The sequence below is a fragment of the Streptomyces sp. A1277 genome, from assembly GCF_004795015.1.
Classification (GTDB): domain Bacteria; phylum Actinomycetota; class Actinomycetes; order Streptomycetales; family Streptomycetaceae; genus Streptomyces.
In genome coordinates, this window is sequence record NZ_SSBI01000002.1 from 1 (window position 1) to 20,715 (window position 20,715).

Annotated in this window: 12 protein-coding genes and 2 pseudogenes; 5 read left to right on the top strand and 9 right to left on the bottom strand. The window is 69.3% G+C overall.

The features are described from left to right. Positions 1-451: 451 nt before the first annotated feature. On the top strand, positions 452-1,141 hold the full coding sequence (locus E6R18_RS01410) for a hypothetical protein (protein ID WP_136314986.1): 690 nt from the start codon (positions 452-454) through the stop codon (positions 1,139-1,141). Between the two features lie 37 nt (positions 1,142-1,178). Further along, complete coding sequence (locus tag E6R18_RS01415) at positions 1,179-3,857, top strand: DEAD/DEAH box helicase (protein WP_136314987.1); 2,679 nt, start codon at positions 1,179-1,181, stop codon at positions 3,855-3,857. A gap of 39 nt (positions 3,858-3,896) precedes the next feature. On the opposite strand, the gene E6R18_RS01420 is transcribed toward E6R18_RS01415, so the two are convergent. The 4 genes from E6R18_RS01420 to E6R18_RS01435 all read right to left on the bottom strand — a co-directional run bounded on the left by E6R18_RS01420 (position 3,897) and on the right by E6R18_RS01435 (position 8,360). Then, a complete protein-coding gene (locus E6R18_RS01420) occupies positions 3,897-5,738 on the bottom strand; it encodes a hypothetical protein (RefSeq protein WP_136314988.1) in 1,842 nt (613 codons plus the stop codon). Next, positions 5,735-6,214: an ABC-three component system middle component 2 gene (locus E6R18_RS01425; RefSeq protein ID WP_136314989.1), complete on the bottom strand. Its 480-nt coding sequence runs from the start codon at positions 6,212-6,214 to the stop codon at positions 5,735-5,737. The genes E6R18_RS01420 and E6R18_RS01425 overlap by 4 nt, the downstream gene beginning before the upstream one ends. After that, entirely contained in the window at positions 6,211-7,230 is a 1,020-nt protein-coding gene (locus E6R18_RS01430; protein WP_136314990.1) for an ABC-three component system protein, read from the bottom strand. The genes E6R18_RS01425 and E6R18_RS01430 overlap by 4 nt, the downstream gene beginning before the upstream one ends. A gap of 536 nt (positions 7,231-7,766) precedes the next feature. Beyond that, positions 7,767-8,360: a hypothetical protein gene (locus E6R18_RS01435; RefSeq protein WP_136314991.1), complete on the bottom strand. Its 594-nt coding sequence runs from the start codon at positions 8,358-8,360 to the stop codon at positions 7,767-7,769. 488 nt (positions 8,361-8,848) lie between these two features. Between E6R18_RS01435 and E6R18_RS33915 the strand changes: the two genes are divergently transcribed. After that, a complete protein-coding gene (locus tag E6R18_RS33915) occupies positions 8,849-9,406 on the top strand; it encodes a helix-turn-helix domain-containing protein (protein ID WP_168712256.1) in 558 nt (185 codons plus the stop codon). Between the two features lie 33 nt (positions 9,407-9,439). Here E6R18_RS33915 and E6R18_RS01445 read toward each other — a convergent pair whose 3' ends face one another. The 4 genes from E6R18_RS01445 to E6R18_RS01460 are packed head-to-tail and all read right to left on the bottom strand — an operon-like array spanning position 9,440 to position 14,184. Next, positions 9,440-10,549 (bottom strand): hypothetical protein, encoded by a 1,110-nt coding sequence (locus E6R18_RS01445; protein WP_240799550.1) that lies wholly within the window; start codon positions 10,547-10,549, stop codon positions 9,440-9,442. A 13-nt stretch (positions 10,550-10,562) separates the two neighbouring features. After that, positions 10,563-11,306: an ATP-binding protein gene (locus E6R18_RS01450; RefSeq protein WP_206308191.1), complete on the bottom strand. Its 744-nt coding sequence runs from the start codon at positions 11,304-11,306 to the stop codon at positions 10,563-10,565. Beyond that, complete coding sequence (locus E6R18_RS01455) at positions 11,303-13,018, bottom strand: Mu transposase C-terminal domain-containing protein (protein ID WP_136314993.1); 1,716 nt, start codon at positions 13,016-13,018, stop codon at positions 11,303-11,305. The genes E6R18_RS01450 and E6R18_RS01455 overlap by 4 nt, the downstream gene beginning before the upstream one ends. Then, positions 13,015-14,184, bottom strand: a complete 1,170-nt coding sequence (locus tag E6R18_RS01460; protein ID WP_136314994.1) for an ATP-binding protein — start codon at positions 14,182-14,184, stop codon at positions 13,015-13,017. The genes E6R18_RS01455 and E6R18_RS01460 overlap by 4 nt, the downstream gene beginning before the upstream one ends. 294 nt (positions 14,185-14,478) lie before the next feature. On the opposite strand from E6R18_RS01460, the pseudogene E6R18_RS34365 reads away from it, so the two are divergent. Further along, positions 14,479-16,242, top strand: a pseudogene (locus E6R18_RS34365) (Helicase associated domain protein); the annotation flags it as partial. Positions 16,243-16,602: 360 nt separating this feature from the next. Then, positions 16,603-16,740 (top strand): annotated as a pseudogene (locus E6R18_RS34590) (IS30 family transposase); the annotation flags it as partial. Positions 16,741-17,103: 363 nt separating this feature from the next. On the opposite strand, the gene E6R18_RS01470 reads toward E6R18_RS34590, so the two are convergent. Continuing rightward, entirely contained in the window at positions 17,104-20,355 is a 3,252-nt protein-coding gene (locus E6R18_RS01470; protein WP_168712257.1) for an ALF repeat-containing protein, read from the bottom strand. Positions 20,356-20,715 lie beyond the last annotated feature (360 nt).

The following is a 20,715-nucleotide window of genomic DNA, read 5'->3' on the forward strand; positions in this document are numbered from 1 at the left end:
TGTGGTACCCGCTCCGCGGGTACCACATCGCTGCGCGATGTGCAAGCGAACCCCCGCGCTGCGCGCGGGGGTTGCGCTCCCGCTCCGCGAGAGCGCCAGCGGGTGGCTTCGCCACCCGCCCACCCCCGGTGCTGCGCACCGGGGGTGACAGTCCGTCCGCTGCGCTCCCGGACTGGCGGGACTATGTCCCGCTGCCAGGCTTCCGCTGCGCTCCAGTCTGGGTCAGGCCGGGTCGCTCCGCTCCCCGACCTGACGGCCCTTCCGGCGCGCCTCCAGGGCTTTGGGCCCGCTGACGCGGGCCAGGCTGGCTACGAGGTGAGGGGTTGCTCGTTCGTGTGAGTTCTGGTGTAGCGAGTACATCGAAGTGATGCACCATGTACCGTTGGCGGAAACACAGGACACCCCCAACCACCCGGGAACCTCCCCGGAATTCCGAGAGGAACGACCGAAGATGACCGGTCACCACGAATCTACCGGACCCGATCCCGCGCTGAGCAGCGATTCCATCCGCCGGGTGGGCCAGTATCAGACGGCGGGCGTCAAAGCCCGGCTCCGGCTGTTCGGGCTCCTGGAGGCGCAGGGCGTGCCCGCGAGCGAGGCGGACAACCTGGTGGCCGCGCTGGAGGCCGGGGCGGTAGCAGGGGCGCAGTGCGAGGTCGTGGAGCTGGGCGGCATGGCGCCGCGCCCGCGTGGCCCGGAGTTCGGGGACGGCTGGGACAAGGGCGTGACGGCCGTGAGCGAGGCCCTGGTGGGCATCGCGGACCGGGAGTGGTCCCGGCGCGGCGGCCGGTCGGCCGGGGCCGCTGAACTGGCCGTACACATCGCGGACGTGAGGCAGCGTGAGCGGGCCGACCTGGTGCGGCTGGAGCGGTACGTCCGGGAAGCCGTACTGCCGGCCACCTACCCGCACACCACGGTGCGCCGCCAGGTGCTGGAGGCGCTGGGTGAGGCCGGCGGTCTGTGCACCGCGCAGACGGTCAACAGCGATGGGTACTACGTCGTCTGCACGCTCGATGCCGGTCACTACGACCCGGACGACAAGCCGCCCTTCAAGGACGGAAAGCCCGGTGGCTGGCACAAGGCTGGTGCGTCGATCTGGAACGACCTGGGCGCGGCCTGCATTCCGCATGCGGCCCTCTGAAAAGGCCACACGAATTCAGCGCTCGGGGAGGAACAGAATGTCAGCGATTCGGCTTAAGGAACACCAGGTAGATCAGCGGTCGGCGTTTCGTAGGTGGGTGGGATTCCCTGCAAGGTCATCTGTGCCCCCGCAGGGTGCCCGGGGCACGATCGTGTCAGCGACCGGCTCGGGCAAGACGATCACGGCCGCCGCGTGCGCGCTGGAGAGCTTCGCGGACGGCCGGATCCTCGTCACCGTCCCGACCCTGGACCTGCTCGCGCAGACCGCCCAGGCGTGGCGGGCGGTGGGCCACCGGGCGCCGATGGTCGCGGTGTGCTCGCTGGAGAACGACGCGGTCCTCAACTCGCTCGGGGTGCGCACCACCACGAACCCGATCCAGCTCGCCCTTTGGGCCGGGCACGGGCCGGTCATCGTGTTCGCCACGTACGCCTCGCTCGTGGACCGCGAGGACATCGACGCACCCGAGGGCCAGCGGAAGGTTCGCGGGCCACTGGAGGCCGCTCTGGCGGGCGGGGAGCGGCTCTACGGCCAGCGCATGGACGGCTTCCACCTCGCGATCGTGGATGAGGCCCACGGAACCGCTGGTGATCTTGGCCGTCCGTGGGCGGCGATCCACGACAACGCCCGCATCCCGGCGGACTTCCGGCTGTACCTGACCGCCACGCCACGCATCCTCGCCGCGGCCCGCCCTCAGAAGGGCGCGGACGGCCAGGAGGCGGAGATCGCGACCATGGCCGACGACCCGAACGGGACGTACGGCGCGTGGCTCGCGGAGCTCGGGCTGAGCGAGGCGATCGAGCGGGAGATCCTCGCCGGGTTCGAGATCGACGTGCTGGAGATCCGCGATCCCTCCCCCGCGATCGGGGAGTCGGAGGAGGCGCGGCGGGGCCGGCGCCTGGCGCTCCTGCAGACCGCGCTCCTGGAGCACGCCGCCGCGTACAACCTCCGTACGGTCATGACGTTCCACCAGAAGGTCGAAGAGGCCCGCGCGTTCGCGGAGAAGCTGCCGGAGACGGCAGCCGAGCTGTACGTCAACGATGCCTCCGATGAAGACCTGGCCGGCGCTGACAAGCTGCCGAAGTCCTCGATCGACGCGGAGTTCTACGAGCTGGAGGCCGGCCGCCACGTACCCCCGGACCGGGTGTGGTCGGCGTGGCTGTGCGGCGACCACACCGTCGCCGAACGGCGCGAGAAGATCCGCCAGTTCGCCAACGGCATCGACGCGGCCGGACACCGGGTCCACCGTGCCTTCCTCGCCAGCGTTCGCGTGCTCGGGGAGGGCGTCGACATCACCGGCGAGCGGGGAGTCGACTCGATCTGCTTCGCGGACACCCGCGGCTCGCAGGTGGAGATCGTCCAGAACATCGGCCGGGCGCTGCGGCTCAACAAGGACGGCTCCACCAAGGTGGCCAGGATCATCGTGCCGGTGTTCCTGGAGCCGAACGAGGACCCGACCGACATGGTCGCCAGCGCCAGCTTCCGCCCCCTCGTAGCGGTCCTCCAGGGCCTGCGCTCGCATGACGAACGACTGGTCGAACAGCTTGCCTCCCGCGCACTCACGAGCGGGAAGCGCAAGATCCACGTCCAGCGTGACGAGGACGGGCGGATCGTCGGGGCCGGCGGCGAGAGCGAGGGCGACGACCAGGAGCCGGGCGACGACACCGACGCCGCTGCCGAGTCCGCGCTGCTCCACTTCTCCAGCCCGCGCGACGCGGCGACGATCGCGGCGTTCCTGCGCACCCGGGTGTACCGGCCGGAGTCGCTGGTGTGGCTGGAGGGCTACCAGGCCCTCATCCGCTGGCGGGCGGAGAACGAGATCACCGGCGTCTACGCCGTCCCGTACGACGTGGAGGTCGAGGTCGGCGTCACCAAGGACTTCCCCCTCGGGCGGTGGGTCCACCAGCAGCGCAAGGCACGACGGGTCGGGGAGCTGGAGGATCGCCGCAAGACCCTGCTGGACGCTCCGGAGGCCGGGATGCTCTGGGACCCGGGCGAGGAAGCCTGGGAGGCCAAGCTGGCCGCACTGCGGTCGTACCGGCGGGCGACAGGGCATCTCGCGCCGCGTCAGGACGCGGTGTGGGGCGAGGGCGAGGCCATGGTGCCCATCGGGCAGCACATGGCCAACCTCCGCAGGAAGGGCACGAAGAACGGTCTGGGCAAGGACGAGGACACCGCGGCAACCCGGGCCGCACAGCTCGCCGCGATCGACAAGGACTGGAACTGCCCCTGGCCGCTGGACTGGCAGAGGCACCAGCGCGTCCTGGCGGACCTGGTCGACGCTGACGGCCAGCTGCCCGACATCGCCCCAGGCGTCCTCATGGACGGCGACGACATCGGCCGGTGGCTCCAGCAGCAGAAGCAGCCGGCTACCTGGGCGCGGCTGCTGCCCGAGCAGCAAGAGCGACTGACCGCCCTGGGCGTGGAACCCGCCCAGGCGCCGCCACCAGCCCCGGCAGCCGACCGTGCGGCGAAGGGGCCGAGCAAGGCGCAGCAGGCGTTCCAGCGGGGCCTGGCAGCCCTTGCGCAGTGGGTGGAGCGGGAAGGTGCGGACCGGCCGGTGCCGCGCGCCCACGGGGAGGAGATCGCGGTCGAGGGCGAGGTGGAGCCGGTGGTGGTGAGGCTGGGCGTGTGGGTCTCGAACACCAAGAGCCGGCGCGACAAGCTCACCGCCGACCAGCTCGCCGCCCTCACGAAGCTGGGGGTGGACTGGGCCTGACCGAGGCACGTCCGGCTGTCCGTGGTGGGCGGCTGGTGCTCACTGCCTTTCTCGGGGTGGGAAGAATCCTTGGCGTTCCGAACCGTCCACGCTGAATGCGTGGACGGTGGCACGCCCTCTGATGCTCGCTGGCGGTGTCGGGTTCTCGATCACGATGACCTGGCCCGGCGGATTCTCCAGGAGGTCGCGGTAGAAGTTCTCGGCGACGTCGGCGGTCATCAGCTCGGGACGGTCTTCGTGCGGGTCTTCGGGCCGGCGGTAGGTGAGGACCGGAGTGTCGAGCACGACGAAGCCCGGGTGGATCAGGTCGCGGGCTGTGTTCCGGCGCGCAAGTGATACGGCGAAGGCGGCGTGGAGGATGGATCGCATGCCCCTGCCGCGGCTCTTTCGCGGCTGTCCGTCAACGGAGAGCTCGGCAGTCGTTGGGTCGTAGCGGACGCGGTTGCTCCCCGGAACATGCCAGGCTTCCAAGGTCTCATGGATCATGCGCTCGAAGTCGGCGACGTCGGCGGCGGGGATGCCGTCGGGACGGGCAGTCGGCGGAGCGGGAGCCACGGTGGACAGCGATGCCTTGAGGTCTTCGAGCTGCTCGATCTGAGCGTGCAGGGCCAGCTCGTTTTCGACCCGTGAGCGGGCGTTCAGTAGTTCGGTGGCGTCCGTGTCGACAGGTTGCATCCGTTGATCGAGTGCGCGGAGCTCCGCAGCGTTGTGTGTGAGCTCTTCGTGTCGGGCAGCACGGGCCGATTCAATTTCCGCTGCCTGCTCTTCCAAGTCCTCGATCATGAGGAGCAGGTCGCTGAGCAGATCTGTTGTCTTACGCGTCTCGGTAGATACAGACGCTGCCAGCTGGGTGCTCTCGGCGAGGTGGTGCTCCGGGTGCTGGTGTTGGGGCTCGGCGCCGCAGAAGACGCAGGTCCCGGTCTGGAAGTAGCCTAGTAGGGTTCCGGCTTCACCGACCATCTGGAGCCGGGCCAAGTCTGACTCGTACTGCTCTTTCAGCAGAGCGAATCGTGCGAGCAGCTGCTCGACCTCGTCGCCCCGCTGCTGGGCCGCGAGGTTGATTTCTTCCAGGCCCCGGCGGTCACGGAGAAGGCTGGTGCGGATTTCAGCAAGTTCGACGGCGGCGGTGGTCACCTCGCCGAGGGCCGCCTGCAGGCGGTCGAGTTGCTCCCGCAGTTGCGACTGGTTTGCCTCCATCGTGAGCTTTCCGCGGTTCTCGTCGATCAGGTGGTCGATGACCGCGATCTTCCCCTTGCCGAACTGCTTCTCCAGATTGCTTGGCGCTGCAGGGCGTTCCGGCTCTTCCTCTCCGCTGAGGAGGAGTTTGAAGACCGACTTCTCCCTGGTTTCGTTCAGGGGATTTCGGGTGCCCAGTACCGGAGAGTGCTGATCTGCCATGCGTGTGTCGTTGACGACGGCCAGGCGCGCGAGGTCCCGAAAGTTCAGCGGCAGCACGTTGCCGCGGCCGCTCTGGAGGATCCGCTGGCCGTCGATTCCCAGGACGGTCAGCAGGTAGCGGGAGATGTTTTTCTTCGACTTGGCGTTGTGCTTGAACTTGAGAGTCTCGTCCGCTGGCTCCGATGGCATCTCTCGGAGATCGTGGTTGAACACCTCGATGGTGTCGCCGCCGATCGCGCGGGACAGAGTGAGGCTGCGACCGTCGCTCACCCGTAGGCCGAGGAGAATGCGGGTGTAGCCGTCGTCCTCCGGGATCGACTTGAGTTCGCTGGCGCCCAGCATGTAGTCCACGGCCTCTTCGACGTAGGACTTGCCCGTGTCCGAGGCTCCGTAGATGACCGTCAGGCCGGGACTGAATTCCACTGCCGCCGGAGGCTTGTCCATGCCGAGGAAGGTCAGGTGGACGAGCGTCAGTCTGATCACAGGACGTCCTCTCCGAGGTCGCCGGGGCTCACATGGATGCGGTCAGACCAGCGCTGGGTGATCTGCTTCATGCCCTCGCGGACGTCCGTTCCTTCATGCATGTAGGTGCTGGTGAGCCAGTCAGCCCGTTCGATGAGCTGCCCGACATAGGGAGCTTCCAGGGCGTTGAGGAAGCTCGCTGCCTCGTCTGTGGCCTCGTACATGAAGCCGTGGTCGGTGGTCGTCATGTCGGCGAGGCCGGCGCGTAGCAGGACCATGAGGCCCTGTTCGATGAGGCGTCGGCGCAGGCCGAGCTCGCCGGGGCCGGCGGGGAGGTCGGGGTGGAGACTGGCGGGGCCGTGGTCGAGGTCGCCGCTGTGGAGCATGGCGTGGTCCAGGTAGACGAGCTGGGCGACGTCCAGGCGGCGGGGGAAGGTCTCTGCCAGGAGGACCAGAGCGCGCATCCCGGCCTCCACGGGGCCGTTGAGGGGGGTCACGGGGTCTCCTCTTTGCACCAGGTCAGCCGGTCGTCGTTGGCCAGACGATGGCACATGCCCTTGAGGTCGATGACCTTCACCACGGGGGCGAGGATGTTCGCCGGGTTCGGTGTGTGGGCGACAGCCGCGTCCAGTACGGCTTCCAGCCGTGCGTAGCCGCTGCCATGGTCGCGGTCTTCGATCTCGATCACGGCGTCGTACAGGTCGGTCTCGATCGCGGTGTAGGTCGCTTCCGGGACACTCTCCTGCGCGAAACGCCACAGCGACTCGGCGTGGAAGAAGGCGGCACGCTGGCGGAAGAGATGGCCGCTGACTTTCGCATGGTCGCGGGCCTGTTGCAGCGTCTCCAAGGCGAGGCCGTGCTTCGCGTTGTAGGCGTCCAGCAGCTTGCGGACGTAGACGGCTTCGTGTGGTGCCTGGTCAGGTGGGGCCGGATCGGCGGCAGGGCGCTGCTTAAGCGGTTGTGGGAAGCGCCTAACGTGGTGGGGGGTCGCAGCGTGCAGTTCGAGAATCTCGTCGAGGTTCCGGGCTTCGAACATCGAGAAGTCCGTCGCCTGCGCCAGCGCGCCCACAGCTGTACGCATCTCCGGGGTGAGCTTGGGCTTGGTCCCGAGCTTGGAGTCCTTGTCGTCCCACGCCGCGAAGAACTCGTCCTTCAGCTGGGGCGGGTTGAGCAGGAGTCGTTCGAGTCCCGTGCCAATCTTTGGTGCGACGAAGACATAGCGCGTGGGCAGCTCGTACGTGCCGAGGATCTTCGCGACGAAGATCTTCACCATCTCTGGGAAGGCGTCTGATTGCCCGAGCGGCTTGAGGTAGTGCTTGCACTGGTAGCAGTGCCACTCGCCTGCGGTGCCTTGCTCGGAGAGACAGGCTGCGACGTCCGCTCCGCGGTCGCCGGCCCCACCCATCCGCTGAACTCGGACGTAGGGACGACCAGACCACGTACCGAACTGGTGGACCCACTCGACGGTGAAGTCCTCCCAGTCGTCAGCGTCGTAGATGTATTGCAGGTACACCTGAGGCGTGGGCAAGGGAGCGCTCTGGGTCGGCGGCGCAAGCACGACGACCTCTGGCGATTTGGGCTCCGGAAAGCCCTCGAATACCGGCCGGGCTCCATCCCTTCCCGGCTCAAGCCTCCCTGCCACAGCCCACCCCCGGCCCCTACTGCCACGCAAGATCACTCACGGTAGTGATATCACCTCGCATGGTCCGTCAGGAAGGCGCCTGGGCAGCCTCGCCCCTTGGAGTTGGTGTAGTCGATCATCCTGCGGCCGCGGCCGGGCCGCGCCGAACCCGGCAGCCACGTCCAGGCGCAGGGTCGGATACAGGTAGACCCTGCCGCGGTGTCGACGGACATGTGAGCGCTGATCTCCGCGACGAGGCCGGCTGGACGAGGGTGGTGTCGAGGACATCGCACGCGCCCAGCCCGACCGTTGGTCGGCGTTTGTGCAGGTCAGGGGTGCAACACGCTTCGGATGTTGCAGCGGATACCCAAGGGCCGGCTACCGGCGGCGCGGGATGGTCATCCGGGCCTCCGCCAAGACGACGCCGGTCACCGAGGGGCGCTCTGTGCGTCGACGCAGGGCCCTTGGGCGCGGAAGCGCGCGCGGGTTTCCGGCCAGGGCGTCGCACTGTCGTGGCCGGAGCAGCCGGCGCCTCCGCAAAGGGAGCGTGAGCCGGGCATTGGCTTTCCGTTGCGCAGTGCCACCCGCCCGTACGCCTCGTAGCGCTCGCGGCCGTCCTCGCCGTCCACCAGCTCGTTGGCGAGCTCCTGCTTGGTCCAGCGTGCGAGATTCTCGCCCGGATAGCGCCACCTCCTGAGGATCATGGCAATGATCTCCGCCTTGGTGTGGTCGTCCATCAGAGCGTTCCTCCGCTGGAGGAGTTCATTACGGAGCTCGACTTCGGCTGCGGAAAGCGGCGTGATCGCGTTGCGGATGTACTCGGGGTCCGTGTCCGCCTCGAAGAGCATGACGCAGTGATCGTGCGGCACAGGGACGGCGATTTTGCCCGGAAACTTGGCCTGCGACTCGGCGGCATCACGTACCCAGTTGAGGGCTTCGTGGTAGCCGAGGTCTGTGCACTGCTCGCGTGCGGTGCGCTGGAGTTCGCGGGCGCGCTGCTGCTCGGTGGTGCGCTTGGTCATGGACGGGTCCTCTCGGCACCGGGTCCTCGCCCCCACACGGCAACCCCGGCTCGATGGATCCTCAAGGTGCTCGTCAAGCGGTCCGTCGATCCCGGAAGACCTTCCACCAGTGGTCCGGGAAGTGTGGGTGTCCGGATGCGGTGTGGGCGTCGGCGAAGCCCAGGGCGTCAGCCCCGCGGGCAGGATACCGGCTCGGCCGTCGGCTCTTCGCCCTCGCCGGAGATGCGGGCGACCAGGGCGGTGGCGCTGTCCGCGTACGGATCGATGGCTCATGTGCGTGCCGAAGGACAGCACCGGGACGCTGGCGACTCCGTCGTGACCCGTGCCGTCGGCTTGTCGCCGGTGCTCGTCCAAGGGCTCATATCTTGCGGCAGCCAGTGCTGTCCCGAGAATGCAAGAACGGGCAGGCAGGGGCAGGCGACGTGGGAGAACTGACACGACGGACTGCAGATGCCTGCCCTGGCGGCTGGCCGCTTCGAGAGGCGGATGTGGGACAGATCGAGCAGGGGTTGGAGCGCGCGTTACGCACCCGGCCCGTTCCTGCAAGCACCGAGGCCCGCCTGCGGTTTCTGCTGGCATCACACGGTGGTTCCACTCGGCAGGTCGCCACCGTGCTGGAGGTGTCGCAGCGCACCGTGCAGCGGTGGGTGACGAAGAAGCCAGCAGCGCGTCGTCCGCCGGGTCCGCTGCAGGTGCAGGCGATCGAGGAAGCGGTCCTGGCCCGGTGGCAGCCCCGAATACGGGCCCGGCGGCGTGCCCAGGCAGAGGCGGAGGGCTTCGTCTTCCATACCAGGGCGCGATTCGGGTTCGCGGCTCCTGCAGGCTCCTCTGACGATCCGCGGGTGCGGTGGATCACCCAGGACCTGCCGGGAGAGGTAGCCCGGGAGCTGTTCGCCGCCCGGGATGCCGGCGCGGGCGAGCAGCAGCAGACGGTGATCCTCGCTCGCGCGCTGGGACACGCCTACTTCCGCGAATGGGGCCGCCGGGCCCACGGTCTGCACATCGCTTTCAGCGACGTCGAGTTCGCCGACTTCTCGATCGGTTGAGCCTGCCCCTTCGAGCGAAATGCGTCAGGGGGTTCAGCGTCGCGAGGGCCTGACGCGACTGGCCGGCATGGCTTCGTACTGCTCGGCTTCCTGCCGCTCGCGCCAGTCCCACTCCACACGGCCGGCCGGGCCTTTGCGGCGGGCCGCGGGCGGCTGGGGCGGGCGCAGCCTGGCCGTCTCCGCCACGCGCAGCAGGTGCGCACGGTCACCTGGTGCGGCAAGCAGTTCCTGGTCCTCGTTGGAGACGAGCCGGGTGAAGCAGACGGCGGCCCGCAGGAAGACGCTGGCCCAGGGCGGTATGGGGTGGGTGGCGCAGCCGTCGGTGTAGCGGGCGCGGTCGTGCAGGGCGAGCGTGGCCGCGGCGGTGTCGTAGTCGCGGGGGCGGGCGGTGGCGAGTTGTTGGAGGGAGGCGCCGGTGAACAGCGCGGCGGCGACGGCTGCGGCGAGGCGAGGATGTGCGGTCGCCGTGTGCAGGCGGTGGGCGATTCGCTGGGCGGTGGGCGCGGTGAGAGGCGCGGGCGGTGGGCGGTGCCGCCAGGCGATCGGCGGTGGCGTGCACGGGTCGGCGCAGGGGCGGGGGCTGTCGTAGGAGACGAGGCGGTCCAGTGCGGGCAGGGTGAGCCATCGGTCGACTGGCCGGGCGAATCCGTCTGCAGGCAGGTGCTCAGTGGTGGTCGCGCCGTAGTAGTGGCGGCGGGCAGCCTCGAAGTCGGCGGTGACGGAGTAGTCGACCGTCCGCAGGGCCTGGTGCAGAGCGGCGGGAAGGTGCGGGCGGTGGCAGACCAGGGTCAGGTGGACACCGGTGAGGCCATGTAGCTGCAGCAGGCGCATCGCGCGGCCGACGGTGAGGCGGTGGGCGCGTAGGACGGTCAGCCGGTTCACGGGCAGGGCGGTCATCCAGGAGGCAGCGGCTTCCCAGGCGGGCTGACGGCCGGCAGGGAAACGGCCCGGGAGCAGGGGCGGTTTGCCCAGAGCGGCGAGAAGGTCGTGGGCGAGGCCGGTTTCGCTGGTGGTGCCCGGGCCGGGGTGCAGGGTGATCCGGCCGGACGGCGGATGGTGGGCGGCCAGGGCTGTGTGCGTGTGGACCGCGTCGTCGCCCGGGTCGAGGACCACGGCGACGGACGGTGGCACGGCTGGCGGCATGGCGACGTGGTGGTCAGGCGAGGCGGCTGAAGGCCCAGCGCAGCAGCTCCTGATCCACCCGGGGGCGGCCGGTGCGGGCCAGGGCGGTGCGGGTGTGGGCGGTCAACTGGGCCCAGGCGCGGAAATTGCCGTGCGCGGCATGCTGGTCGGCGAACGTGATGTCGTCGGGGTCGGCGTCGGCCCAGACCGGATGAAACAAGGGAATGGCCTCGAGGACCTCGCTGGGGGTAAGGCGAGTGAAGTGCTGCCAGATGAAAATGCGGGAGGACAGCATCGGTTCACGGCGCAGCACGGTGTGGCAGCCCTCCCCGCCGACGAAGATGATCGCGAGCTGGGTGGCCGGTTCGTCCCACAGGTAGCGGAAGTACTCGAACGCCTCCCCGTTGAGCCACTGGGCCTCGTCGACCAGAAAGGTGCGGGGGCGCTCGGCCAGGGAGGTCTTCAGCAGACGGTCGAATTCACTGGGGTGGCGCGGTGGCTCACCGGCCAGGTCAAGCGCGGTGAACAGCTCGTAGCGCACCGCGCGGGCGGTGGGACGGGCCCGGAAGGTGACCCGGCGGACGTCCTCACTGGGTTCGAGTTCACGCAGGCACGTGTTGACGGCAAGGGTCTTGCCGAAGCCGGCGCCGCCGTGGATGCACATCATGGCCCGCGCGGCGACTGTGTCGGTGATGTTCTCCCGGGCGGCCAGCAGTGCACGGGTGGTGACCACGGAGGCGTCCGGCAGGTCGACGTACTGGTAGGTGGCCACGGTCACGAGGCATCTCCGTCTTCGTCAGTGGTGGAAGGTGCGGCCCGCCCGCCCAGGCCGTCGGGGGTGGAAGCGTCATCACTGACGGACGGGAGCGGGGCTGGCTGACCTGGCGTGGCGAGCGCGGCCAGGGAAGCAGGTGTGCGCCACTCGGCCGGCGGCGCGGCCGGCGGGATGAGGTCCGGCAGCGCCAGATCCGACAGGTCAGTGTCAGTGGCCTGGGCAAGTTCGGCCCCGGCCTGGGCGGTGGTCAGTGCGCCGAGCCGCTGCGGGGCTCCGGCCTGGGTGGCGGCGGCGTAGCGCTCGCGCTGGGAAGCCTGAAGGTCCCTCTTCAGGCGGCGGGCACGCGCGGCCCGCACCTTCCGTACGGCGCTGACCTGTTCCTCGGTGGCCTCATCGGCCAGGTCTGCGGGACCAAGGTAGCGGCCGGTGGCCGCGTGGTAGACCTCGATGCGGTGATCATGGTGAGGCATGAAACGGACCTGGACCTGGATGCCGCCCTGGCCGGTCATCCACGGCCCCACATAGTCGCGTTTCCTGAAGCGGATGCCGCGGGTTGTCAGCGTGCGGGTGCCGGCGTCCTCCAGGGTGAACGTCCACAGATCTGTCGCGGGCACGTCCCGCAGCGGGGTGGGATCGTCCTGCCACGCCTCAAGCGGGGTCCTGCCACGCAGAGGTGCGGGGCGGTGCTCGGTGTTCCACCAGAGCGTCCAGGCCAGAAGCTGGGTGGTGAAGTCCTCGAAGCCGAGCAGCACTTCGTCGTTCGGGCGGGAGGCGCGTTTGCCGGGGCGGGGCTGGCGGGCATAGCCGGGCAGCGCGGCCAGGAACATGCTCTCCACCGCCCGGTTCAGCCCCTCCACGGTGCCCTTGAGGTGAGGGGTGTAGGCGGGCAGGTCCTCCACCGTCACGTCCAACAGATCGAACGCGGCCGTCACCGTCCGAGACAAGAAGTCCTTGCCACGGTCCACCCGTACCTTCTCGGGCAGACCGCCGAAGGGGCCGTAGGGGTCTTCCCGCAGGACCGCGGAGCGCAGCGCGGCCAGTACCGATTCCCGCGATGGATGCCCGGGCGTGACGGCGACGCCGATGATCGCGTTGGTAGCGCAGTCGGTGAACCAGGTGATCCACGGCCTGCGGGCCTTGCCCTCGACATCGACCAGCACCGGCGCCTGCATGTGGTCGGTCTCCCATGCCTGGTTGCGCCAGCCCCGCGGCCGGGCCAGGAACACATCGTGCTTGCGCGCCGCCCGCTCCCCACCCGCGAGCCCCGCCCGCTCCCCCGGCGTCAGATCACGCCGGATCGCCCGGTGCAGCGTCGGAATCGACGGAGGCGGCTCCCCCTCGCCCTTGGCCGCGCGAGTGATCAGCTCACGGTGGACCGCCGCGACGTTGCCCTTCCACAAGGCCAGCAGGCGGCGCACTTCCGGGGTGACGGAGAAGCGGTCTTTACTCTGGGCCCGCGCCCCGGGCTCCGCGGCCGCGGACTCATCCCGCTCGGCAGCGGCAAGCCACCGCCACACCGTGCGCTCGGTCACTTCCAACGACTGAGCCATCAGCCGTACATGCCGGGTCGTCAGTTTCTGGTCCTGTCGCAGAGCGAGCAGCCGGCGCACGGCCGGACCGCGCAGCGCCGACAAGGAGGAAGAAGGAAGACCTCCCCGCGCGTGCGGACCGTCCTCGTGGCCGCCAGCCTCTCCCGGACCGGAGGCGCCGGTCACAGCGGCCCCATGAGCCGTGCGCAGGCCCGCTCCAGCAACCGGCGGTCCACCACCGCACGACTCTTGCCGTAGATCTCGGCGGTCAGGTGCGAGGTGAGCTTCGCCCACGTCCGGAAATTGCCGTGGCCCACATGCTCGTCCACCCACACGACATCGTCCTCGCTGACGTCCTCCCACAGCGGGTGGAAGGCAGCCATGACGGTTGCCACCTCGCGCGGGCTGAGGCGCGGCACCAACTCCCAGGTCAGCACCCGAGAGGCCAGCGCGGGCACCCGGCGCAGCGCCCGTTCGCTGCCCGCGCCCGCCAGCACGAGCGCCGTGTCCGTGTCCGGGTGGTCCCACAGCCCGCGCAGAAACTCCAGCGCCAGCCCCGGAAGGCGCTGTGCCTCGTCCAGTACCAGAACGCGGGGCTGCCGTAGCGCGTTCACCAGCATCAGGTCGGCCTCCCCCGCCCCACGCGGCAGACGCCTGCCCAGCTCCAGGGCATCCGCGAGCACCCGGCGCAATTCCGGAACCGTCGGGTGCACACCGACATGGACCCGACGGACCCTGGCCGGGTGCGGCAACTGGGAAAGGGCGTACTGCAACGCGACCGTCTTGCCCTGGCCGGCGTCACCGTACAAACACACCACCGCCCCCACCGCGGCCGCGTGCGCAACCGTCCGCAGCACCGACCGCACAGCAGGCGTGTGCACCACCTGAGCATCCGGGACCAGGACCGGTACCTGCGCCAGGTGCTTCTGCTCCCGCAGAAACACCTGCCCACCGACGCCTTTCTCGGCCACCACGTTCAGGCCCAGCTCGCTGAGGGGATCCGGCCGGCGCGGCCCCGCCACCTCAGGCTCCCGCCCGGTCAACAAAGCCCGCCCCGCCCGACGGTCCCTGCGGATCACCCGGCTCAACGTCGACATCGACGGAATGTCGGCCTCCCCGCCGGCAGCCACCAGCCGACGCCTCAGCTCCGAGACATTGCCCCCCGCCTCACCCAGCAGCTCCCACACCTCGTCCGACACCGCGTACCCCCGCCGGACCGGCGCGTCCACCCGCCCGGAAGCCTTCGCCTGCTCCAGCCAGCGCCACACCGTACGCTCCGAAGCACCCACCACCTCAGCGACCGCACGCACATGCCGCGTCGACAACTCCCCCGCCTGCTGCCGCTCCAGCAAACGACGCACCACCAACGCCCTCGGCAGCCCGGCCCCCCGGCCAGCTCCTCCACCCTGATCCACCCCACGATCACACCGGCCCCACCAACCTCACCACATCAGAACTCACGAACCTGAGACAGCATCAGCCCCCATGCGATAAAGCCCCACGACAGCGATCCCGCCCGCAAATCTCTCGCCTCATGACAGCGATCACCTCGCCCACAAACACCCGCTGACCAGCACCAAAACACCGTCCCCCTGGACCAGCACGACCGACTCTCACCACCACCGACACGAACCCGAGAGATCGCAATGACCTTCCACCAGAAAGTCGAAGAAGCCCGCGCGTTCGCGGACAAGCTCCCAGAGACCGCAGCCGAGCTGTACGTCAACGATGCCTCCGACGAGGACTTGGCCGCCGCCGACCAGCTCCCCGCTTCCTCGATCGACGCGGAGTTCTACGAGCTGGAGGCCGGCCGCCACGTACCCCCGGACCGCGTCTGGTCCGCCTGGTTGTGCGGCGACCACCTCGTCACCGAGCGGCGCGAGGTCCTGCGGCAGTTCGCCAACGGCATCGACACCACCGGCCACCGAGTCCACCGCGCCTTCCTCGCCAGCTGTCGCGTCCTCGGTGAGGGGGTGGACATCACCGGCACACGGGGCGTCGACTCGATCTGCTTCGCCGACACCCGTGGCTCCCAGGTCGAGATCGTCCAGAACATCGGCCGCGCGCTCCGCCTCAACCGCGACGGCTCCACCAAGGTCGCCCGCATCATCGTCCCGGTGTTCCTGGAGCCCGGCGAAGACCCGACCGACATGGTCGCCTCTTCTTCATACGCCGGACTGGTCGCTGTACTCCAGGGCCTGCGCTCGCATGACGCCCACCTCGTCGAGCAGCTGGCCTCCCGCGCACTCACCAGCGGCCAGCGCACCATCCACGTCCAGCGCGACGAGAACGGGCAGATCGTTGGCGCCGGCGGCGAGAGCGACGGCGACGGCGAGGGCCAGGAGCACGACGGCGCCGACGCGGCAGCCGAGTCCGCGCTGCTGCACTTCTCCAGCCCCCGCGACGCAGCCACCATCTCCGCGTTCCTGCGCACCCGCGTCTACCGGCCGGAATCCCTGGTCTGGCTGGAGGGCTACCAGGCCCTGCTCCGCTGGCGGAAGGAGAACGAGATCACCGGCCTGCGCGCCGTTCCCTACGACGTCGAGGTCGAAGTCGGCGTGACGAAGAATTTTCCGCTTGGAAGGTGGGTGCACCAACAGCGGAAATCCCGGCGGGCCGGGGAGCTCGATCCGCACCGCGAGGAACTCCTCGACGCGCCGGAGGCCGGGATGGTCTGGGAGCCGGGCGAGGAAGCCTGGGAGAGCAAGCTCGCCGCCCTGCGCTCGTACCGGCGGGCCACCGGGCACCTCGCGCCCCGGCAAGACGCGGTCTGGGACGACCCGGCCGGCACCGAGTCCGTGCCCATCGGGCAGCACCTCGTCAACCTCCGCCGCAAGGACGGTCTCGGCAAGGACCGGGACAGGGCCGCGAAACGAGCCGCGCAGCTCGCCGCGATCGACGAGGACTGGAACTGCCCGTGGCCGCTGAACTGGCAACGCCACTACCGGGTCCTCGCCGACCTCGTCGACGCCGACGGCCACCTCCCCGACATCGCGCCAGGCGTCACCTTCGACGGCGACGACATCGGCACCTGGCGCTGGCGGCAACAGGAGCCAGGCACGTGGGCGCAGCTCCTGCCCACACAGCGCGACCAGCTCATCAAGCTCGGCATCCAGGGCGCAACGGCATCGTCGGCCGCCCCTGCGACGTCGCGCACAGCCAGGGGCCCGGCGAAGGCCGGCAGCAAGGCCCAAGCCGCGTTCCAGCGCGGCCTGGCAGCCCTCACCCAGTGGGTGGAGCGCGAAGGTACCGGCCAGCCCGTCCCGCGCGGGGCGGTCGTGGACGCGGTGGTCGACGGCGAGACGGTGCCGGTGCGACTGGGCGTATGGCTGTCCAACACCAAGGCGAGGCGGGACAAGCTCACCGTGGAGCAGCTGGCCGCCCTCGCGGCGCTGGGCATGGAGTGGGCGGTCCCAGCCCCGACCACCGAGGCCGCCCCTGAGCCCGCGCCGCCAGCGGTGCTGGGGCACCACAACGAGTGATCGCCTCGGGCCCGTCTCATCCAGAAGCAGCTTGCAACGCTTACCGAGAGGGGCGTAAGCCGGACGTAGAGCGGAGCGCGGTGAGGGGCGCAGCGACTGCGCGCTGCGGCCCCTTCCGGCGGGCCCTGGGCGATCCAGACGTTTCCCAGAGGGCCACCAGCCCTTCCATCGCTCCCAGCAAAGGCCCCCGGCCCCTCCCGAAGAGCCTTGCCTCGATGGGCGGGTACATTGCCGGCACAGAGTAGGTATCGATGTTGTAGGGAAGTGCCTTCCACATCAAATTGAACCTTCCCCAAGGGCACCGACCTCGCCGCCCACCCCCGCGAACACCTCGACGGCGTCGCTGCTGAACTGAATGACCGCCCACGCAAAACGCTCGGCTGGGAAACCCCAGCCGAGCGCCTGCATAAACTGCTCGCAGCCTGATCAACACGACCACGTGTTGCAACAACCCCTGGAAACCGCCCGCCCCGGCGGCCCTTTCATGCACGGCCGGAGCTACTGATTGCGCCGTTGAGCCTGCTTCTCATCTTGCTGACGTTTCATGTATCTCCAGGAAACCGCCAGGAGTACAACGGATACACAACCGATCGCGATGAGAGTGAGGCGTGTCGTGAGGCCCTTGTTGGTGATGGCTCCAATGAAGCCGGCCAAGGTTCCACAAATGCCGAGGAGCAGTGATCGCCACCCTAGTAGCATTTCACCCAAACCGGCAGTCGATGCCCTCATGAATCCGCCACCCTGCAGCGATTTCCAGGTGCTTTCTCTCCGTGTCATCTCATCACCGTGTCAGGAGATCGGGGGCTGCGTAGGACGGTTGAACGGGCCGGGTGCGATGTAGCGGACAGGGCCGCCCTTTGGGAGCAAATAGTCTACGATGGTTGCCCCCAGGGCGACAGGCCAGCCGAAGAGCCTGACGCCTGCTCTGCCGATCACACGTGTCGCCGGGCCGATCTGGATTCCCGAACTCACCGCTCCACCGACCTGTCCAGTGAAAAAGGGGCCAATGAATCCCATGAGGGATTCCTTCGCTTCGTCGAAGCGGCCGAGAATGGTCAGTGCAACAGTGTCGAATGCTCCACGCAGGCTGAAGAAGCCGACGATGTCCCGCACACCATCGGGAATCCCCGCATTGTCATACATGTCGAACTCGACGTCGTCATTGGATGAATCGTCCTGCGGACGGTACCCGTTCTCCTCGTTGTGCTGCGCCTCCTCACGCAGCTTCTTCACCTTGGCCTTCTGCTCCTCCTGATCCTTCGCTATGTAGGCCGCATAGGCTTCCCGCGCTGCCTGGTTGGCGGCCGCGGCGTCCTCGCCGGCGGCGATCGCGGCCGCACGGGCCTTGTTCGCGGACGAGGCGGCGCTCGCCGCTGAGTTGCTGGCCTGGACCGCGGAGGCGGTGGCCTTCTTCGCCGAGTAGTTCGCGGCCCGGCTGGCTTTCTGCGCGGTCGCGGCAGCCGACTTGGCCCGCTGCGCTGAGGCGGCCGCCCGCTCCGCCGACTTGTCCGCAGCCTCCGAACTGGCGCGGGCGCGGTCCGCGTGCTCCCCGGCCGTCTTGGCCGAGGCCGCCGCCGCGTCGGCGTAGCCCTTGGCTTCTGCGGCAGCGCCCCGTGCACGGGCGGCCGCCTCCGAGGCGAGGTTGGCGTCCTGGTGCGCGGTGAACGCGGCCTTCGCAGCGAGGCTGACCTGCGCCTGGACGGCCGCCACGTGTGCGGCGGTGTCCTCGTCCGCCTGAGCCTGCTCGTACTGGATCCGGGTCACGAACACCGAGCGCATCCATGCGGGACCGGCCATGGAGTTACGCGCGGCAGCTTGTACGTAGGATCCGCCGTTCTCCAGGATCCGCAGGGTTTCGACCTTCTCGTCGTCCGCGAGCGCCTTGGGGTACCCCGAGGTCAGGAACGTACACAGCGCTGGTGCCGAACCATCGTCCATAGCCGCGTTGCCGGCGGCCGTCACGCCCGGGCCCGCGCCTTCCATCACACGGAGGGTCTGGATCCGGAATTCATCGAACTGCGTCTCGAGGATTCCGACCGTCAGGTACTCCTTGATCGCCTCGTGGCCCTGGGCGAGCACGGATTCCGCGGCGGCCGCGGTCTTGGCCGTGCCAATCTGCGCGAAGTGCAGCAACGCTTCCCGGTCATCGGCCTCCGCCGCCTCGACGCGACCGCTCTCCAGCCAGATCAACATGTCGTCATCGGTGCCGGCCAGGGCCTGCCCCGCAGACTGCCGGGTCCAGACACTGCTGCTACCGAGCAGGTTCACCGCGGCCTTACGGGCGAGGGCGGCGGCGCCAGGCTTGTCCGAACCGGCCTTGGCCTCGGCGCCGTCGATGAGCTGCTTGGTCTCCGCGTCCATCTGCGCGGCCTGCGTCCGGGCGTTCTTGTCAACGGCAGCGGTCTCGTCCTGTATCTGTTTCAGGAGCGTCGCGTCCTCAGTGGTGTCCGACTCGTCCTGCTCGAGCATGACCTGCTCGGCCTCGCGGGCCACCTTCTGGACGTTGGCCGCCTGGAGGGCGGCGTCCGTGGCCACGTTGGCGGCATCGCGGGCCGCCTTCGCGTGTGCCGTGGCCTTCTTGGCCTCCGCGTCCGCCTCACCCGCGTGATCGGCCGCGTCATTGGCCGCCTTGGCCGCGGCTTCCGCGTGGTCGGCCGATGAGTTGGCCGCCCTGTGAGCCTCGCGGGCGGCCGAAGCCGCCGTACCGGCAAGGCGCTGGGAGCGGTCGGCGGCCGCGGTGGCCTGCCCGGCCGCCGAGCGCGCCTGGGCGGCGGCCCGGCGTGCGCGTGCCGCCTCACTCGCCGAGACGCCCGACTGCTCGCTCGCCGTCACCGCGGCTGCCGCTGCCGCTGCCGCGTTCGTTCCGGCGCTGGCGGCCGCGATCGCCGATTTGCCCGCCGCGGCACTCGCGTCCGCCGCCCGCAATGCCGCGGTCGCGGCCGTACGGGCACCCTTGGCCGCGTTGCTCGCGGCTTCGGCTGCCTTTCGGGCGTTGGCCGCCTGGCCGGCATCAGCGATCGCAGCGTTCGCACGCTGGTACGCCGTGACCGCCGCCCGGCCCGCGAGCGTCGCAGCCGTGGCCGCGTTCGCAGCGGCCTGCGATGCGGTACGTGCCGCGGTCACCGCGGTGTTCGAGGCCTTCATGGCCGTACGAGCTGCGGCGGCCGCACCCTCGGCAGCCTGGGCGGCTCGGGTGGCGGCGCGGCCTGCCTTGTCGGCGTCACCCTTCGCTTCCTGGGCCTCCAGCGCCGCCTTCTGCGAGGCGGTCTTCGCCAGAGCCGTCGCCTTCTCCGCCCGGGTGGCCGCTTCCTGCGCGTCCTCGGACTCGGCCTTGGCCGTGTCACCGGCCTTGACCGCGAGCTCGGCAAGCTGCGTGACCGTCAGCAGCTCCTGGTCGCGCGCGCGCGCCACATGCTGCCCGGACTCCAGGAACTTGACCCGGTCCTGCGGCGAACCGTTCATCGCACGCTCACCGGCCAGCTGCACGGCCGGTCCGCCGGCGGCCATGAGGGACAGAATCCTGACGCGGTTGTCCTCTTCCTCGCCCTTGGGCCACCCTGTCTTGAAGAACTCCTCAAGGGCTTCCGGGGTTCCGTCGTCAAGGGCCGCCTCACCCTCGCGCTGCACACCCCTGCCGCCCTCGCTCATCGCCCGCAGCACCGCGACGCGCCGGTCGTCCTGCAGCGGCGCCTTGTATCCGGACTCCACGAAGTGGAGTACGTCCTGGTCGGTGCCGGACAGAGCTGCCTGTGCCGCCGCGTCGACTCCCTTTCCTGAAGTCGAAAGCATCCTAAGGATCGCCATGCGCGCGTCTTCCACCTGTGCGCGGTGCAGTCCTCCGTCCAGAAAGGCGCGCAGGTCGTCAACCGTGCCGGTCAGTGCCTTCGCTGCCTCACGCTGCACTCCTCTGCCGCCGTTCATCCATGCCTCGACGGCCTGGGACCGGGCACCTGCCGGCAGCCCGGTGAGCCCGGCCGATGGAGCTGCTTGCGCAGGGACCGTGGCGCGCATGACCGTCGATGCGGCCAATACAGTCAACACCCGCCGTCTCGTCCAACCGGCGCGTGGCCCGTTTCCGCTCCCTGATCGACTCATGTCGAAGAATCACCATCCCGAATGTGCGTCAAACTGCGGCACCCGAAAGCACTTTTAGCCCCTGCGCAATGGGATGCCCCGGACAGGGTCGCAAACAGTACAAGCGCGCGAGAGTATGGCGCAACTGAGCGGACAAATACCGCAGTTGGGTTTTCGGGCGCATAATCCGGGACTATTTGCTGTTGCTTTATTGGCTCTTTACTGGGCCGGTTTACCGGTGATAGGTTCATCCTCTTCCGACAGTCATGCGCGTGCTCAACTCAAGTGCCCCTGCTGCGAGTCGAGTGCGCCTCACCCATGAAGCGA

What these genes read in the sequence shown, in the direction of transcription:
- E6R18_RS01410 (WP_136314986.1), top strand. Translation starts at nt 452, where the DNA reads ATGACCGGTCACCACGAATCTACCGGACCCGATCCCGCGCTGAGCAGC.
- E6R18_RS01415 (WP_136314987.1), top strand. Translation starts at nt 1,179, where the DNA reads ATGTCAGCGATTCGGCTTAAGGAACACCAGGTAGATCAGCGGTCGGCG.
- E6R18_RS01435 (WP_136314991.1), bottom strand. Translation starts at nt 8,360, where the DNA reads ATGACCAAGCGCACCACCGAGCAGCAGCGCGCCCGCGAACTCCAGCGC.
- E6R18_RS01445 (WP_240799550.1), bottom strand. Translation starts at nt 10,549, where the DNA reads ATGCCGCCAGCCGTGCCACCGTCCGTCGCCGTGGTCCTCGACCCGGGC.